The sequence below is a fragment of the Kibdelosporangium persicum genome (assembly GCF_013280595.1).
In the GTDB taxonomy this organism is placed as follows: Bacteria; Actinomycetota; Actinomycetes; order Mycobacteriales; family Pseudonocardiaceae; genus Kibdelosporangium; species Kibdelosporangium persicum.
Map to the genome: position 1 here is coordinate 195,068 of NZ_JAAATY010000005.1, position 16,680 is coordinate 211,747.

At 67.5% G+C, this 16,680-nt stretch carries 15 protein-coding genes; 10 read left to right on the forward strand and 5 right to left on the reverse strand.

Annotation, left to right across the window (positions count from 1 at the left end; genetic code table 11):
* Positions 1 to 6: 6 nt before the first annotated feature.
* The 7 genes from GC106_RS11830 to GC106_RS11865 all read left to right on the forward strand — a co-directional run bounded on the left by GC106_RS11830 (position 7) and on the right by GC106_RS11865 (position 7,503).
* A complete protein-coding gene (locus GC106_RS11830) occupies positions 7 to 534 on the forward strand; it encodes a GNAT family N-acetyltransferase (RefSeq protein WP_312872601.1) in 528 nt (175 codons plus the stop codon).
* Between the two features lie 328 nt (positions 535 to 862).
* Entirely contained in the window at positions 863 to 2,473 is a 1,611-nt protein-coding gene (locus GC106_RS47675; protein WP_246365498.1) for a hypothetical protein, read from the forward strand.
* A complete protein-coding gene (locus GC106_RS11845; protein ID WP_173128311.1) occupies positions 2,470 to 3,303 on the forward strand; it encodes a nucleotidyltransferase domain-containing protein in 834 nt (277 codons plus the stop codon). Before GC106_RS47675 ends, GC106_RS11845 begins: the two co-directional genes overlap by 4 nt.
* A gap of 442 nt (positions 3,304 to 3,745) precedes the next feature.
* The gene (locus GC106_RS11850; protein ID WP_173128314.1) at positions 3,746 to 6,112 is read left to right on the forward strand and encodes a sensor histidine kinase; all 2,367 of its coding nucleotides are present in this window, start codon (positions 3,746 to 3,748) and stop codon (positions 6,110 to 6,112) included.
* 31 nt (positions 6,113 to 6,143) lie between these two features.
* Positions 6,144 to 6,554, forward strand: a complete 411-nt coding sequence (locus GC106_RS11855) for a roadblock/LC7 domain-containing protein (RefSeq protein WP_217280391.1) — start codon at positions 6,144 to 6,146, stop codon at positions 6,552 to 6,554.
* Positions 6,555 to 6,557: 3 nt separating this feature from the next.
* A complete protein-coding gene (locus GC106_RS11860; RefSeq protein ID WP_173128318.1) occupies positions 6,558 to 6,926 on the forward strand; it encodes a DUF742 domain-containing protein in 369 nt (122 codons plus the stop codon).
* Complete coding sequence (locus tag GC106_RS11865; RefSeq protein ID WP_173128320.1) at positions 6,907 to 7,503, forward strand: GTP-binding protein; 597 nt, start codon at positions 6,907 to 6,909, stop codon at positions 7,501 to 7,503. Before GC106_RS11860 ends, GC106_RS11865 begins: the two co-directional genes overlap by 20 nt.
* Positions 7,504 to 7,553: 50 nt before the next feature.
* Here the strand turns inward: GC106_RS11865 and GC106_RS11870 are convergent, their stop codons facing one another.
* Positions 7,554 to 7,955, reverse strand: coding sequence for a hypothetical protein (locus GC106_RS11870; RefSeq protein WP_173128323.1), 402 nt, complete (start codon positions 7,953 to 7,955; stop codon positions 7,554 to 7,556).
* Positions 7,956 to 8,075: 120 nt separating this feature from the next.
* Positions 8,076 to 9,365 (reverse strand): MFS transporter, encoded by a 1,290-nt coding sequence (locus GC106_RS11875; protein ID WP_173128325.1) that lies wholly within the window; start codon positions 9,363 to 9,365, stop codon positions 8,076 to 8,078.
* Between the two features lie 331 nt (positions 9,366 to 9,696).
* Between GC106_RS11875 and GC106_RS11880 the strand changes: the two genes are divergently transcribed.
* Positions 9,697 to 10,587, forward strand: coding sequence for a ketopantoate reductase family protein (locus tag GC106_RS11880; protein WP_173128328.1), 891 nt, complete (start codon positions 9,697 to 9,699; stop codon positions 10,585 to 10,587).
* 139 nt (positions 10,588 to 10,726) lie between these two features.
* On the opposite strand, the gene GC106_RS11885 is transcribed toward GC106_RS11880, so the two are convergent.
* Positions 10,727 to 11,275: a TetR/AcrR family transcriptional regulator gene (locus tag GC106_RS11885; RefSeq protein ID WP_173128331.1), complete on the reverse strand. Its 549-nt coding sequence runs from the start codon at positions 11,273 to 11,275 to the stop codon at positions 10,727 to 10,729.
* A gap of 91 nt (positions 11,276 to 11,366) precedes the next feature.
* Here GC106_RS11885 and GC106_RS11890 point away from each other — a divergent pair, with 91 nt between their 5' ends.
* A complete protein-coding gene (locus GC106_RS11890) occupies positions 11,367 to 12,746 on the forward strand; it encodes an MFS transporter (protein WP_173128334.1) in 1,380 nt (459 codons plus the stop codon).
* A 66-nt stretch (positions 12,747 to 12,812) separates the two neighbouring features.
* On the opposite strand, the gene GC106_RS11895 is transcribed toward GC106_RS11890, so the two are convergent.
* Positions 12,813 to 13,946 (reverse strand): S1 family peptidase, encoded by a 1,134-nt coding sequence (locus tag GC106_RS11895; RefSeq protein WP_173128336.1) that lies wholly within the window; start codon positions 13,944 to 13,946, stop codon positions 12,813 to 12,815.
* 263 nt (positions 13,947 to 14,209) lie between these two features.
* Here GC106_RS11895 and GC106_RS11900 point away from each other — a divergent pair, with 263 nt between their 5' ends.
* Positions 14,210 to 15,580, forward strand: a complete 1,371-nt coding sequence (locus GC106_RS11900; protein ID WP_217280392.1) for an MFS transporter — start codon at positions 14,210 to 14,212, stop codon at positions 15,578 to 15,580.
* Here GC106_RS11900 and GC106_RS11905 read toward each other — a convergent pair.
* On the reverse strand, positions 15,543 to 16,679 hold the full coding sequence (locus GC106_RS11905; protein ID WP_173128339.1) for a dihydrolipoamide acetyltransferase family protein: 1,137 nt from the start codon (positions 16,677 to 16,679) through the stop codon (positions 15,543 to 15,545). The two genes, GC106_RS11900 and GC106_RS11905, sit on opposite strands and share 38 nt — an antisense overlap.
* Position 16,680 lies beyond the last annotated feature (1 nt).

The following is a 16,680-nucleotide window of genomic DNA, read 5'->3' on the forward strand; positions in this document are numbered from 1 at the left end:
CCACCTGTGCGTCTGGCAGTCATCGACGATGTCCCGGGGATCGGCGCGCTGATGCGTGCCTCGGCCACCGAGTTGTTCCCGCTCTTCTACACCGAACACCAGGCCGCCAGCGCCGTGACCTACCTCACTGAACCGGACATCACGCTGATCGAGGACGGCACGTACTACGTGCACGAAGCCGACGGCGAGATCGTCGCGTGTGGAGGTTGGAGCAAGCGCAACAAGCTTTACACCGGGTCGGGCGCCAGGGACGACGACGGCCGCCTGCTCGACCCCGGCACCGAGCCCGCACGAGTGCGCGCGATGTTCGTGCGCAAGGACTGGACTCGGCGAGGGCTCGCCAGAACAATCCTTGACAAGTGCGCGCAAGCCGCCTATGCCCAGGGATTCCGCTCGTTGTCACTGATGGCCACGCTGCCGGGCGTACCGCTCTATCGCGCCTACGGCTTCGCCGAAACACGCCGGACATGGGTTCCGCTACCTGACGGAGTGGAGCTGGAAGGCGTGGAGATGACGTACGAGCTTCACCCGTAGCGGCGTCACCCGGCTTTCGCCCGGGAGGGTTCTGGTGTATATGGACAGATCGGCCGAGCGGGGCGCCGTGCCGCTGCGTGTCCGTTGCGGACAACGGGAAACCCGGATGGCGCAATTGGTTGGACCACCCGGGTACAGCTAGATCGTCGAACGCCGAATCGGCTGATAACCTCCGCTGGTGGCCAGTCGATCACTGTGGTTACCTGGTTATACCGGGGAAAACTATCCCGCACAGGGTCGACCGTTCGGTGACTTTCTGTGCGGACTATGGGCAACGGCGTGTGCGGCACTCCAAGTCCCGGTTGACCAGTCGATCCGGACGACCCGGATGCTGCGAGCCGTGCTTCCCGCGTGGACGGCCGAGCCGATCGGGACCGCGCCCACTTCGCCGTCCTATGTGGCGGACGACGGGTTCCCCGCCGAGATGTCGGTGAACTGGTCCGGGCGGCATCCGGAGCTGCGACTGCTGTTCGACTGCTTCGGCGACGACCACACGGTGGTCTCGCCCGTGAGTCCCGGCGACACCGGCCGGTTGCGCCGGATTCATGAAATCTTTACGCTGCAAGCCGGTCGGCCGTCCGCCGCGCCGCTGTGGCACTCGGTCGCCTGGCGTGCGCCCGCACGAGTGGTCCACAAGACATACTTCGGGCTGTACGAATGGCCGCTGCCGCAGCGCTATGCCGCGGTGGCCGAGGCGATGGCCCAGCTGGGCATGGCCGCGGCCTGGGACGACGCCCGCAGCCGGATCGAGAATGCCGACGGCACAAGGGAAATCGAGTTCTTCGCGGTGGACCGGGCCGACCAGGCTGAGGCCCGTGTCAAGATCTACTATCGCAACCACGGCGCCGGCATCGACGAGATGAACCGCATCGCCTCGGTGGCGTCACGCCACGACGCCGAAGCGGCGTTGGCTGCCTACCGGACACTGGCAGGCGTTCGTACCGACGCCGGCGAAGCCGCGCTGAGCTGCCTGGCGTTCCGTTCCGGTCTGGACCAAGTCGCGGAGAGCACCAGCTACCTCCGGCTGGCCGACCTGGCGTCCAGCGATCGGGAGGCCGTGGACCGCACCGCGGCGCTGTTGCGCGGCGAGGGGGTGGACCCCGGCCGGCTGCACGCGCTGGCCGCCGCGTTGTCGCCGGTACCGCTGGAACACAGCCGGGGCTTGCTGAACCTGGTCAGCTACCGCGCCGCGGGCAGGCGGGCGGACATCACCACCTACTTCCGGTTTCCGGTCTACGAGCAGCCTGCCCCGCACCCTGTCCGCACTGTTGATGTTGTATCGCGTGACCGAGAGGAGCCCATCGTGAGCGACCAGGATGTGGAACGCATCGCCCGCCACAACGAGCAGCGGCAACGGGAGTACGAGTCGTCGGACCTGATCCGGCTGCTGGCCGGCGAGAACACCGCCACCGAGACGAAGCGGGCCGTCCTGACGTACCTTCAGCCCTGGTCGAACGCCTTCCAGCGGATGATCAGCGCGCGGGTCACCTTCGAGACCGACCCGGACCTGCGCCTGCTGGCGCTGGAGCACCAGCAGGAGGAAGTCGGTCACGACGCGATCCTGGCGCGCAGCCGTGCGGGGGACCAGCGGCTGGTCTGGGACCCCATCATCGAGGCGGGCGCTTCGTGGTTCGTCGACCAGTTCGCTGTCCTGCCAGGGGTTCAGCGCGCCGTTCTGGCTCACCTGGCGCTCGAAGCGGGCAGCCTCGTCCTCAGCCAGGCAGGCACCCGCGCCTTCCCCGACGACCCGTACTTCACGCTGCACGACGAAGCCGACGCCGAGCACCTGGAGATGGGCTACCGGCTGCTGCGGCAACGCTCCGACTGGGCCGCGGACGACCTCATCACCTTGCTGGACCGGGCATGGCAGGTGATCGGCGTGGTCTCCGACCGGATCGCCGAGTGCGCCCGGCGGGACACCCTCGTCGCCACCGCATGACCACGACCAATCCAGCCACCGACCCCGTCACCGCAGCACGCGCCGTCGCCACTGAATGCGCCCGCGCCTACCAGGACGTCTTCGCCGAACGCTTGGCCGCCGCCTATCTTCTGGGCAGCCTCGCGTACGGCGGCTACGCCCCGGCTGTCAGCGACATCGACCTTGCCGTCGTCCTGACCGACGCCCGTGACGGCGACAGCGGCACCTTCGCAAGCGTCGGCGAAAGCCTGCGTGGGCGAAGCGACCTGCACCGCAAGCTGTCCACATTCTGGGCGTCGCTGCCCGCGCTGCGCGACGGCCGCGACGACGGGCGTTTCCCCGCACTCGACCGCTTGGAACTCGCCGACCACGGCGTGCTCCTGCTCGGCGACGACGTCGCGCGGCAGGTGGCCCGCCCGGCGGCCGAGGAGTTGTCGCTGGAGAGCGCCCGGTTCGCCGTCACGGTCCTGGCCACCGACGAGGTGGTCGCCGAGTTCCGCGAACCACGTCGTCTCCTGGCGGACCCGGTGTGGTTCACCAAGGCCGTGCTGTTCCCGGTCCGTTTTCTTTACACCAGCGTAAGAACCGCCGGGCGCGCCGCCACCAACGACGAGGCGGTCGCCTGGTATCTGGACCGGCCCGATCCCGTCGCGGGATCGCTCGTCCGCTTGGCGGCGCGGGTCAGAGCGGGCCATCCGGTGCATCCCGAGCAGATGAAACCGCAGCTGGCAGGGGGCTTGGTCCCGCTTTACCGGCACTACATCGACGAACAGACACCTCGGCTGCTGCGCGCCGGCGCACCAGCCGACCTCGTCACCGCCTTCGCGCGGTGGCGCCGGCGTCTGACGTGACAGTCGTCCGCCGTTTCGCCGCGGTTCACCCCGTCCTCCGCCGTCCATGAGCCAGGGACCTGGGACAACGCTTGCACGGCACCGGAATTCGCGTGACCACACTGGACTGGCCGCTGTCAACAAGGCAAGCGGGTGACAACGCCGGACGGTGTGGACGGTCCGCCGCGTTTTCCCGACCGTCCAAGGGGGACGCCGGAATTTCGTGTCAGTGAAGGAAAAGCAGTGGTCAGTGACTCGGTGACGGGCTGACCGGTGGGCAACGGCGACGGCAGTCATCGCGTTTCGTATGGCTCATGATAAAACCTCCATGATCGGTTCCACGGTGACCCGGAGAGTGGGGCAAGGACTGGTGCGTACAGCTGCTGCTGTGTCCCATCGTCGTGTCCGCCTCCTCGGCCGGGTCGCCACTTTCAACCGACTGCCACTCAGGAGTTCGTGAACCGTGCAGCGCACAGACGCCCAAGACGAGTCCGGAAAGCCGTACGACAAGTCGATTCGCAAAAGGCTGACCAGGACCGTTCTCATTCCCAGCGTGACACTGCTGGTCTTGTGGATCGCCGTGTCGTCGTACTTCGTGATCAACGGCGTTTATGTCCGGCTGGTCGCCGCGTCGGTGCGTGAGGTGTCGATCCCCGCCGCCACCGCGCTGGCCGCGTTCCAGCAGGAACGTCAGCTCGCCCTGCAGTACCTCGACAATCCCTCGCTGGGCCAGACCGAGTTGCAGGCACAGCAAAGAGCGACGGACGAGAAGCTCGTGGCGCTGCGGACCGCTTTCGACGCGACCATCTCCACGGCACCCGACGAGATCGCCACCAAGGTCAACACGCTGAAGGGCCAGTTCGACCAGCTGCCGGTGCTGCGTTCGCAGATCGCCTTCCGGAGCATCAACCGCGCGCAGGTCAACGGTTACTTCAACGAGGTGCTGGACACCGCGACGAGCCTGTTCGACACCCAGGCCCACATCGTGCCGGACGCCGACGCCGCGCTGGGCGGCATCACCGCGACCTCGGTCTTCCGCGCCGGTGACCTGATGTCGCGCGAGACATCGCTTGTCACGACGGCGTTCGCGGCCAGGGCGTTCGCGCCCGACGACTTCGTCCAGTTCACCCAGCTGCGCGGCTTCTACCGCACCGAACTGACCAAGATCGCGCCCTTCCTCGATCCCGAGATCCGTGCCGCGTACGAGGCCCTGACCGCCAGCGACGCCTGGAAGCGGCTCACGACCGCGGAAGACGCGCTGGTCAAGCGTGGCCCCTGGACCAGCCGTGAGCTGGGCACCGTGCCGGTGACCGAGGCCGACTGGCAGAAGGCGACGAACGAGGTCGCCCAGAGCCTCAACGCCATCGCCATCAACCAGGCCGACAAGGTCTCGGCGGCCGCGCTCGAGTCCGGTGACGCACAGCTGCGCAACGCCATCATCGGCAGTGTCTTCGCGCTGCTCGCTTCGCTCGCCGCGATCATCGTCGCCGTGCGGGTGTCCCGCTCGCTCGTCGACCGCGCGCTGATGACACGGCTGGCACGGCTGCGTGACGACTCGCTCGACCTCGCCCGCAACCGGCTGCCGGACATCGTGGAACGCATCAAGGGCGGCGACCACGTCGACGTGAACGAAGCGATGCCACGCCTCGACCACGGCCGTGACGAGATCGGACAGGTGGCCGAGGCGCTGAACATCGCCCAGCTGACCGCCGTGAACGCTGCTGTCAGTGAGGCGAAGGCCCGCAGCGGCGTGCACAACGTGTTCCTCGGTATCGCGCACCGCAACCAGGTCCTGGTGCACCGTCAGCTGCAGATCCTCGACGAGATGGAGAAGCGCGAGGAGGACTCCGCGCAGCTCGCGTCGCTGTTCCAGCTCGACCACCTGGCCACCCGGGCCCGGCGGACCACCGAGAACCTGATCATCCTGGGCGGCAAGCAGCCGGGCCGCCGGTGGCGCAATCCCGTGCCGCTGCTGGAAGTCCTGCGTGCCGCGGTGTCCGAGACCGAGCAGTACTCCCGGGTCAGGGTCGAGGGCATCCCGGACGTCTCGATCGCCGGTTCGGCCGTCGCGGACACCATTCACCTGGTCGCCGAGCTGGTCGACAACGGCACCTCGTTCTCGCCGCCCGGCTCCCAGGTCGAGGTCAGTGCCACGGCGGTGGCCCGCGGCGTGGTCGTCGAGATCTCCGACCAGGGGCTCGGCATGAAGGACGCGGTCCGCGAATGGGCCAACAAGATGATGAACGAGGCACCGGAGTTCGACGCCATGGCGTTGCGTGCGGACACCAGCCTCGGTCTGTTCGTGGTCGCCCGGATCGCGTCCAGGCTCGACATCACGGTCACCTTCGACCCGTCCCGCTACGGCGGCACGCGGGCGACCGTGCTGATTCCCCAGCAGATCCTTGTCACCGACGGACAAGCCGAGGACCCCATGGTGGTGAGCGAACCGGCGCCGGCGGCGCCAGCCCCCGCAGCGCCCGCACTCCCCCCGGCCCCGGGCCCGTGGCCGGAACCCCGTGACGAGGCCCGGTCCAACGGGTCCGCGCCTCGCCGCGCGGACGCCCCACGGCCCCGGCCCGCACCCGCCCCGGCCGAGGCGCAACCCGTTGCCGAGCAGGAGAAAGCGGCCAAGGACACCGGTCGCGCGCCGTTACCCCAGCGACGGCCGCAGCAGAACCTCGTGTCCCAGCTGCGTGACGATCCGGTGGAGACCGGCGAGAACCTCGGGCAGGCAGCTGACGAGGCTCCGGAATACGGCCAGCCGAGGACGTTGTCGGCGTTCCACAAGGGCACCCAGCGCGGTCGCGAATCCGATGTCACACAAGACTGATCCACCGCACTCCAGCAGGGGAAACTTTCCAATGAACCAGAAAACCGACCTGAACTGGCTGCTCGACGACATCGTCAGTCGTGTCGTCGGCACCCAGCACGCCATCGTCCTGTCCGCGGACGGTCTGCTGCTGGGCAAATCGGCCGGGATGAGCAAGGACGACTCCGACCAGCTGTCGGCGATCGCGTCCAGCCTGCAGAGCCTTGCCAAGGGCGTGAGCAGGCACTTCAACCGCGGCGGTGTCCTGCAGAACCTCATCGAGATGGAACGCGGCTACCTGTTCGTGTCCGCCGCGGGCCGTGGCGCGTGCCTCGCCGTCCTCGCCGAGGAGACCGTCGACGTCGAGATGATCGCCTACGAGATGAACCGTCTGGTCAAGCGGGTCGGCGACTACCTCGCGTCGGCGCCACGGGACACCGTGAAAACCGCGGAAAGGTCGTAGGGAGTGGACGACGGTTGGTATGACGAGGCCGCGGGCCCGCTGGTCCGCCCGTACGCGATCACCGCTGGCCGGACGTCGGCGTCGGCGGGCGCGAACCTGGACGTGGCCACCCAGGTGATGACGTTGCGGTCGGCCGAGACGACGGACGGCGGGCTCACCCCGGAACACCTGCAGATCAAGCGACTGTGCCAGAAGCCGTTGTCCGTCGCCGAACTGGCAGCGCACATGAATCTCCCGCTCGGGGTGATCCGTGTGCTGTGCGGTGACCTCATCGAACGCGGCGTTGTCATCGTCCGATCCCCGGCGCAACGGGTCGAAGCGCCCAACCGAGAACTACTACAGGCGGTACTTGATGGTCTCTCCAAGCTCTGACGACGGTTTTGACGAGGGCGCGGACACGATCCCCACGCCGGTCAAGATCATCGTGGCAGGCGGCTTCGGTGTCGGGAAAACCACGATGGTCGGCTCGGTCAGCGAAATCCCCCCGTTGACCACGGAGGAACTGCTGACCGAGGCCAGCGACGGGATAGACGACCTCGCGGGCGTCGAACGCAAGACCACCACGACAGTGGCGCTGGACTTCGGCCGGATCACCATCTCGCCCAAGCACGTGCTGTACCTGTTCGGCACGCCCGGACAGGACCGGTTCTGGTTCATGTGGGACGAACTGGCCCGCGGCGCGATCGGCTGCGTCGTGCTGGTCGACACGCGGCGGCTGGACACCAGCTTCGCGGCGATCGACTTCTTCGAGCGCCGCAAGATCCCGTTCATCGTCGCGGTGAACTGCTTCGACGACGCCCAGCGGTACGAAGAGGACGAGATCCGGGCGGCCCTGGCGGTGCCGTCCCACGTGCCGATCGTCATGTGTGACGCGCGGAAGCGCGACTCGGCGAAGCTGGCGTTGATCAGGCTGGTCAAGCACGCGATGAGCGAACTCCCCGTCGGCTGACCTCCCCTCCCCTCGTGAGTGGTTGTCGGGGTTCTAACCCTGATAACCACTCACGAGAAGAAATCGCGGACGTCCTCGCGGTTGACCATGGCGAGCACGCCGATCGCCAGCCCGATGCCCGCGAACGCGGTCACCTGACCGCTGAACAGGTTGATCACCCCGCTGATCAGGCCGAGCACTTCGATCCCGATGATCGTCGGCCGGATCCAGGACTGCCGCGTCGCGGCCAGCAGCACGCAGGCCAGCAGTGTCAACGCGATCGCGATGGACAGGAACCCGACGAAGTACAACAGGCCCGCGTTCGGCGTGCGCGCGCCGTGACTCGACCGTCGGCTGATCTCGTCGATGATCAGGAATCCGATGAACCCGTTGGCGAGCACCTGGAAGACCAGGACGCCGAGGGTCAGCTTGAGCATCCCTGGCATCCGTCGCTGGGAGATTTCTGGTGTCATGGCCAGAACACTGGCGAGCCGCGCGGGTACGGACAACCGGAAAATTCCGCTTGCACCACAGACCTCGTGAGTGTTTGTCGGTGTTAGAACACGGATAAACACTCACGAGGGCATGGGGAGCTACGCGGTCAAGTCCTTGTGGTACGTCTCCTTCAGGGCCAACTGGCAGACAACCGTGATCAACGAGATCAGCACCACATAGGCCGTGACCGACCAGGAAGTACCCGTGGCGCCGTAAAGCGCAGTGGCGACCAGCGGCGTCACCGCGCCTCCCAGGATCGTGCCGAGGGTCAGGCTCAGCGATGTGCCGCTGTAGCGCAGTTCGGTGGGGAACAACTCCGCGAACATCGCGGGCTGCGGGCCGATGTACGCCGACTGCAGGGCCAGGATCATGATCAGGTCGATCGCGATCAGCGGCACCGACTTGGTGTCGGCCAACGGGAAGAGCACCAGCGACCACGCCGCGTGCCCGACGCAGCCCCAGATCATCACGCGCCGTCTGCCCCACCGGTCGGACAGTCTCGCGAACACCACCACGCCGATGGCGAACACGACGGACGCCATGATGAGCATCGTCAGCACGGTCGGGGTCGAAATACCGAGTTGACGGTTGGCGTACGACACGAAGTAAACGATGACGATGTACCCCATCCCGCTCATGCCGACATAACTTCCCGCCGCCAGCAACACCTTCCGCCACTCCGCCCGCAGCACGTCGACCGCCGGCACCCGGCGGGGTTGCTCCATCTGCTGGAACACCGGGCTTTCGGCGATCCGCAATCGGATGAACAACCCGACGACCACCAATACCGCGCCGAACAGGAACGGGATCCGCCACGCCCATTCGGCGAACTGCGACCCGGTCGTCACGCCGGTGACGATCAGGAACACCACATTCGACAGAATGATGCCGGTCGGCAGCCCGAAGGCCACAAAACCACCGAAGAACCCGCGGCGTTCGCGCGGCGCGTGCTCGACGGACATCAGCACCGCGCCGCCCCATTCACCACCGAGCCCGAAGCCCTGCACACAGCGCATGAGCACGAGCAGGATCGGCGCCCAGACACCGATTTGCGCGTGCGTCGGCAACAGCCCGATCACCACGGTGCCGATTCCCATCAGCATCAAGGACCAGACCAACATCGATTTCCGGCCGATCCGGTCACCGAAATGCCCCATCACGATTCCGCCGAGCGGACGGGCGATGAACCCGATCGCGAACGTCGCGAACGACGCCAGCGTCCCCTCCAGCTCCGAGACCTGCGGGAAGAACTGCGGCGCGAACACCAGCGCCGCGGCCGTCCCGTAGATGAAGAAGTCGTACCACTCGATCGTCGTGCCGATCGCACTCGCGACCGCGACACGTCTGGCTTCCCGGTTTTCCGACAGAGGTCGGGTCTGGATCTTCATGACACCTCCCTGCCCGGCAGCACAATGCCCGTGCTCTCGCAGTGTCGGCCATTGCCCGGCAGATCGCCATGGGCCGAAAGTGGCCTGTTTTCACCAGTCGGCACTGGTTATTGAAATCCATTGTGGACCGGAGCGAAATGTTTCGACGACACGATGGGCTGATTCCCTGAACGTCTTTCGTTCTTCCGGCCGAGGTGACCGTCGCCCGCGAAGAGCATCACCGGCCGCACCGGCGGCGAGTGATGTCCATTTTGTCCCCGCCCGGAGTGTGAGCGCCGGACCGGCCGGTTGCATGATGGCGTCGGCAAACCAAGTCTTCTGGAGGTCGGAGATGATCGGCGTACTGGGGCCGGGCGGGGTCGGCGGGCTGGTCGCGGCAAGGCTCGGCGCGGCGGGCTACGACGTGACGATCGTGGCGAGCGAGTCCACCGCGGCGCACATCACGGCGCGTGGATTGGGTTTCACGGCGCCGGACTCGCCCGAGGCCGTCACCTTTCCGACGGCGCGGGCGTATTTGACCGAATCCGTCGACATCCTCTTCGTCGCGGTGAAGGCGACAGACCTGCTCCCGGCCCTGCAACGGGTGCCGGCCAAGACGTTGGGCAACGCCACGGTCGTCCCGTTCTTGAACGGTGTCGACCACATGTCCGTCCTGCGCGCGGTGTATCCCGAGGCCAACGTGGTGGGCGCGAGCATCGCGGTCGAGGCGACGAGACACCGGCCGGGCGTGATCGAGCAGGTCACGCCGATGGCCACCGTGACCACCACCGATGAGGACGTCGCGGAACTGCTGCGGGAAGCCGGGATCGACGTGGCCACCCACCCGGACGAGAACACAGTCCTGTGGCGCAAGCTGGTGTTCCTGGCACCGTTCGCCTTGCTGACCACCGGCGCGAACGCGCCTCTCGGTGAGGCGCTGGAGAAGCGCGGGTCCTGGTTGAGCCCGTTGGTGCAGGAGGCGGCGGCAGCGGCGCAGAAGCAGAACGCGGACGTGGACGCCGACGCGATCGAGGCGCGGCTGCGGGGCATGCCCGTCACCTTCCGCTCGTCGATGCTCAAGGACTTCGCGGCAGGCGCCGAACTGGAGCTCGACGCGATCGCCGGGCCGATCATCCGCACCCTGGACGCGCGGAACGCCCCCGTCACGACGGAAGCCGTCCGGACGATCCTCGACGCCCGCACGCCCAGGCCGTCCGCCGTGTCCACCACTGCGACACCCTGAAATACACATTCCGGCACCGAGAAACGCACGTTCCGGCACCCCGAAGTCGCCCCGGCGGAGATTTCGGGGTGCCGGAAGGGGGATTTCAGGGTGCCGGAACGGCGAAAACGGCGTGCCGGAGTGGTGGACACGACCGGTGTCAGGGGTGTTTGCCGACGCCTCGTAGCAGCGTTTCGACCACCAGGTCGGCGGCGCGGGGTGGTTCCATGTCCAGGAAGGCGTGTGCCACGAGCCGCACCAGCTCGTGCAGGGATTCCCGGATCCAGCCTGGGGGCAGGTCGTCGCGGAACAGACCTTCCCTGCTCCCTCGCTCGACGAACTCGTCGAGCCGGGCGCGCAGGAGTCCGCGCCGGTGCTCGATCTCCTCGTCGTCGCTTTCCAGATGGTGGAACTCGACGGGCCACTGACGGGAGACCGGCACGAGGCCCTCGATGTAGCGGTGCAGGGCCACGGCGACCGGCGCCTCGGCCATCCGGGCCTCTTCCAGTACGCGCTCCACCCCGTCGAGTTTGGCCGCGAACAACGCGACCAGCATCGCCTCCCGGGTCGCGAACCGCCGGTACACCGTGCGCCGGTCCATGCCCGCCTCGGCAGCGATCTGGGCGATCGACGCCGACGGATCCCTGGCCAGGACTCGAGCCCCGACCTGCATCAGCGTGTCGAGGTTGCGCACGGCGTCAGCTCTCACGACTCCGAGTCTAAAGGTGTGACATCTGACGCACCATCAGTCACACGCAAGCTGCTTTACTCGCATTAAGTGTCGCAGTAGTGTGACAGATATGAGCAGAACTTTGGCCGTCCTGGCCATCGGTGCCGGTGTGTTCTCGTTGTTGCAGTCGCTGACCGCGCCGGTACTCCCGACGATCCAGCAGGAGCTGAACACCTCGCAGAACACCGTGACCTGGGTGTTGACCGCGTATCTGCTGTCCGCGTCGGTGTTCACCCCGGTGCTCGGCCGGGTCGGGGACATGGTCGGCAAGCGCCGCACCCTCGTGGCGGTGATGACGGCCCTCGCCGCCGGCCTGTTCCTGGCCGCGATCGCGCCGAACATCGAAGTCCTGATCCTGGCTCGCGTGGTGCAAGGCGCGGGCGGCGCGCTGATCCCCCTGGCGTTCGGCATCATCCGTGACGAGTTCCCGCGCGAACGGTCGGCCGCCGCGATCGGCACCCTGTCGGCGATCTTCGCGGTCGGCAGCGGGCTCGGCGTCGTGCTCGCCGGTCCGGTGGTGAGCTCGCTCGGAATGCGGTGGCTGTTCTGGCTTCCGTTGGGCATCGTGCTGATCGCCGCGTTCGCGGCGCACCGGTTCGTGCCGGAATCCCCTGTGCGTACGCCAGGTCGTATCAACTGGGTCGCGACCGGACTGTTGTCGGCCTGGCTCGTGACGTTGCTTCTGGGCGTCAGCCAAAGCACGTCACTGGGTTGGGACTCGCCCACTGTGCTCGGCCTGCTGGGCGCTGCCGTCGTCCTGATCGTCGCGTGGATCCGCGTCGAGGTGCGTTCGGACAATCCACTCATCGACATGCGGATGATGCGGCTGCCCGCGGTGTGGTCGACCAACACCGTGGCGTTGCTCTTCGGCGCGGCGATGTTCGCGGCGTGGGCGTTCATCCCGCAGTTCGTGCAGACGCCCGCCAGTCAGGGTTACGGCTTCGGCGCCAGTGTCAGCCAGGCGGGCCTGCTGATGCTGCCGATGCTGGTGACGATGTTCATCGCGGGCATTCTCAGTGGACGGATCGTGGCGGTGTTCAGCTTCCGCGCGCAGCTGGCCGTCGGTTCCGTGCTCAGCGCGGTCGCGTGCACCGTGCTGGCCTTCGCCCACGACCGGGAGTGGGAAGTGGCCGCGGGTTCGGGCCTGCTGGGCCTGGGCATCGGTTTGGCGTTCGCCACCATGACGAACCTGGTCGTCCAGGCGGTACCCGTCACCCAGACCGGCGCCGCCAGCGGGATGAACGCCAACATCCGCACGGTCGGCGGGTCGATCGGCGCAGGCGTGATGAGCAGCCTGGTCACCGCTCAGCTCGGAGCCGGCGGCCTGCCCCTGGAATCCGGGTACACCACCGGTTTCGCGACGTTCGCGGTGATCTCGGTGATCGCCGCCGGGGCCGCGCTGCTGGTTCCCCGGGAGCGCAGGGCCGAACTGCGGCCCGCGGCGGCGTAATCCGGCGTCGCCCAGCAAAGAGAAAGGGAGCGTCCCAGTGCGGGACGCCCCCTTTTTCGCTTGGTGTCACGAGGTCAGCAGCGTGACCCCGTAGTAGTTCGCCGCGTCGACGACCGGCTGGTAGAAGGAGTAGGAACCGGCGTTGGCGCCCTGGTTCCAGCCGCAGTCCACACCGATCGGACCGCCGGAGGTCATTCCCTGCGCGGTGTTGCCGGAGATGTACGCGCCACCGCTGTCACCGCCCTCGGTGCAGACCGTGGCACGAGCCAGGCCGGTGGTCGTCGCCGACTCGCCGGAGTAGCGCACGGACTGGTTGTAGTGCGTGATCCTGCCGCAGGTCCAGCCGGTGGTGTTGCCCGCCTTGCAGATCGTGGTGCCGATCGGCGCCTTCGACATGCCGGTGACCGCGACCGTCGTGCCCATCCGGGTGTCCACATAGGCCCGCTGGGTGTCCTCGGCGTCGATGTTCACGATGCCCATGTCCACCGACGGGAACCGGGTGCCCGCGCCCTTGCCGATGTGCGTACCGTTGGCGTCCAGGATGTCCGGGTTGCCCTCGACGCAGTGGCCCGCGGTGAGCAGCACCTTGGCGCCGTTGGACCGGCGGCCGTTGAAGCCGAGCGAGCAGTTGGTGCCGGGCTGCAGGTCCATGATCCGGCCGGGCACGACGTCGGCGTTCTTGGCCAGGTCGGCGCCGGTCTCGACGATCACACCGTCCATAGAGGACAGTCGCTGCACCAGCGCCGCGCCGGCGGCGGGCTCGACGGTGACCACGACACGGTCGATCGCCACGTCCGGCCCCCACGACTGGACCTGGTCCATGTCGGCCCCGATGGCCCGCTCGACCTGTGCCGACAGGTCGTTGAGGGCGCGCTCGCCCTTGACGCCCGACCGTGGCGTCAGGCCGGCCGCCCTGACCCGTGCGGTGTCCGAAGTGGTCACGATCAGCGCGCCGGTGCTGTCGAAGAACGCACCGTCCGTCGGCACGCCGCCGGCCTGCAGGTCGGCCAGCTTGCGAGAGAGACGCTGCTCCTGGTCGAGACGCTGCGCGGCCTGCGCGGGCGTGGCGCCCATCTGGACGGCGGCGGCCTGGACCATGGCCGCGTCGAACGACGGCGCGGCGGAGGCGACCGGCGCCAGGAAGGCAGCGCCGACCGCGGCGCCCACCGTGAGGCAGGCACCGAGAATACGCGTTTTCATTTGTTCCAGCCTTCTTCGCAGGGAAAAGAATGCGGGAATCGCCCTCGGTGAATCATTCCCGTTGCCGATCACGCTAGCCGCGCGATCCGGCCGCCAGTACCGTCGAAAGTAGGCCGTTCGGCGGGCGCCCCCGGCGGCCGAACGCCAGCCGCCCCTCCCCCTCGTGAGTGTTTGTCAGGGTTAGAACCCTGATAAACACTCACGAGGGGGTTCTACGGGTAATCCGGTGGCACGCGTGGACAAGGGCCACATAATGTGGCCGCGTGAGCGAGCCACAAGCACCCAAACAGCGGCTGGACATGAGTGCGCCCGGGACCCGGACGTTCCTGCGGTTGCTGTGCAACACCCTGCTGGTGTCGGTCACCAACTACACCGTCTGGTTCGCGATCACGTTCTACGTGTACCTGGAGACCCGGTCGGTGTTCGCGACCGGTGTGCTCGCCGGGCTGTTCCTGGTGATGACCGCCGCGACCGGGATCTGGTTCGGCAGCCTGGTCGACCATCACGACAAGAAGACCATGATGCTGCTGTCGGGCATCGGCTCGCTCGTCTTCTACGCGATCTCGTTCGTCGTCTACCTGAGCGCGCCGGAAGGCACGTTCAAGGACCCGGCGAGCCCTTACCTGTGGACACTCGTGGCCCTGCTGATGGTCGGCGTGATCGTCGGCAACATCCGCACGATCACGTTGCCGACCATGGTGACCGCGCTGATCGACGAACAGAACCGGGACAAGGCCAACGGCCTGGTCGGCACGACGTCAGGGGTGTCCTTCCTGGTCACGTCGGTGATCAGCGGTGTGCTCGTCGCGCAGGGCGGCATGACGTACGTGCTCATCGCCGGTATCGCGGTGCTCGCGATCGCCAGCGTCGACGTCGTGTTGACCCGCGTGCCCAGGATCGTCGCGTCGGACGGGTCCGACGAGCCGAAGCGGGTCGACGTCCGGGGCACCGTGAAGATCATCAACACCATTCCCGGGCTGATGGCGTTGATCCTCTTCGCCACCTTCAACAACTTCCTCGGCGGCGTGTTCATGGCGCTGATGGACCCGTACGGCCTGTCGCTGATGTCCGTCGAAGTCTGGGGCTTCCTGTGGGGCGTGCTGAGCGCCGGAATGATCATCGGTGGCCTGGTGGTGGCCCGTACCGGCCTGGGCCGCAACCCGGTGCGGACGTTGCTGCTGGTCAACCTGCTGCTGTGGTCGGTGTCGATCGTGTTCCCGATCCAGGCCTCGATCGCGCTGCTGGCCGGGGGGCTGTTCGTCTACCTGTTCATGGTCCCGTTCGCGGAGGCGTCCGAGCAGACGATCCTGCAGAAGGTCGTGCCGTACGAGCGGCAAGGCCGGGTGTTCGGGTTCGCGCAGAGCGTCGAGCAGGCCGCCTCCCCGCTGACCGCCTTCCTGATCAGCCCGATCACCCAGTTCGTGTTCATCCCGTTCATGACCACGGGCTCGGGCGTCGACCTGCTCGGTGACTGGTTCGGCACGGGGCCGGACCGCGGGATGGCACTGGTCTTCATCGTGACCGGCGTACTGGGCGTCATCATGACCTGCCTGGCGTTGGGTTCGAGGCAGTACCGCGGACTGTCCCGGCGTTACCTCACGCCAGCAGTCGAAGCGGCTCCTCCAAAGCAGTGACCACAGCGGCCAGCCACTGGGCGGCGAGCGCGCCGTCGATGGCACGGTGATCGACGGACACGGTCAGTGTCATCTGGGTCTGCACCCGGATCTCGCCGTCGACGACGACCGGAGCCGGTTTGCCCGCGCCGACCGCGAGGATCATCGACTGGGGCGGATTGATGATCGCGGAGAACTCGTCGACGCCGTACATGCCGAGGTTGCTGACGGTGATCGTGCCGCCTTCCAGATCGGGCTGACGCAGTCTGCCCGCGTCGGCCTCCTGGGCGAGCTCCTTGATCCGGCGCGAGATCACGCTCGGTGAGCTGCGCTCGACGCCCCGCACGACCGGCGTGACGAGGCCACGGCTGGACGCGACCGCGACACCGACGTCCACTGTGGAGTACCGGGTCATCCCGTCGCCGGTCCAGATCACGTTCGCGTCGGGCACCTGCGTGTGGGCGACCCCGACGGCCCGCACGACCAGGTCGTTGACCGAGATCTTCGCCGGCGAGACCTCGTTGAGCTGCTCGCGCAACGCCAGCAACGCGTCGATCCGGGCGGTCCGGCGGACGTGGAAATGCGGGATCTCCCGCGTGCTTTCGGTGAGTTTGCGGGCGATCGCCTGCCGCATCCGGGTGAGCGGAACGTCCTCGCTGGTAGAGACCAGCGCCGCGGCGGGGGCGGGTTCGGCGATGGCCTTGTCCACGTCCCTGCGCACGATTCGGCCGCCCGGCCCGCTCCCGGTGACCTGGTCGGGCGTCATCCCCGCTTCCTTGAGCAGTTTGCGGGCCAACGGGCTGGCGAACACCCGCTCGGGCTTGGGTCCGGGCGGGCCGACCCCGAGGTCCGCGAGCACGTTCTCGATGTCACCGGCCTCGGCCTCGGAGCCGAGCACCGCGATCGGAGTGCCCGCCTGGACGTTCGCGCCACCCGGCACCAGCGCCCGCAGCAGCACGGCGTCCACCTCGGCCTCGACTTCCACCGCGGCCTTGTCGGTCTCCAGCACGGCAAGCGGGTCGCCCACGGCGAACCGGGCGTTCTCGGCGACCAGCCACTCGGTCAGCACAGCCGACGTCGAACCTGTCGCCACTTCGGGCACACGCAACAGCGTCGCCATG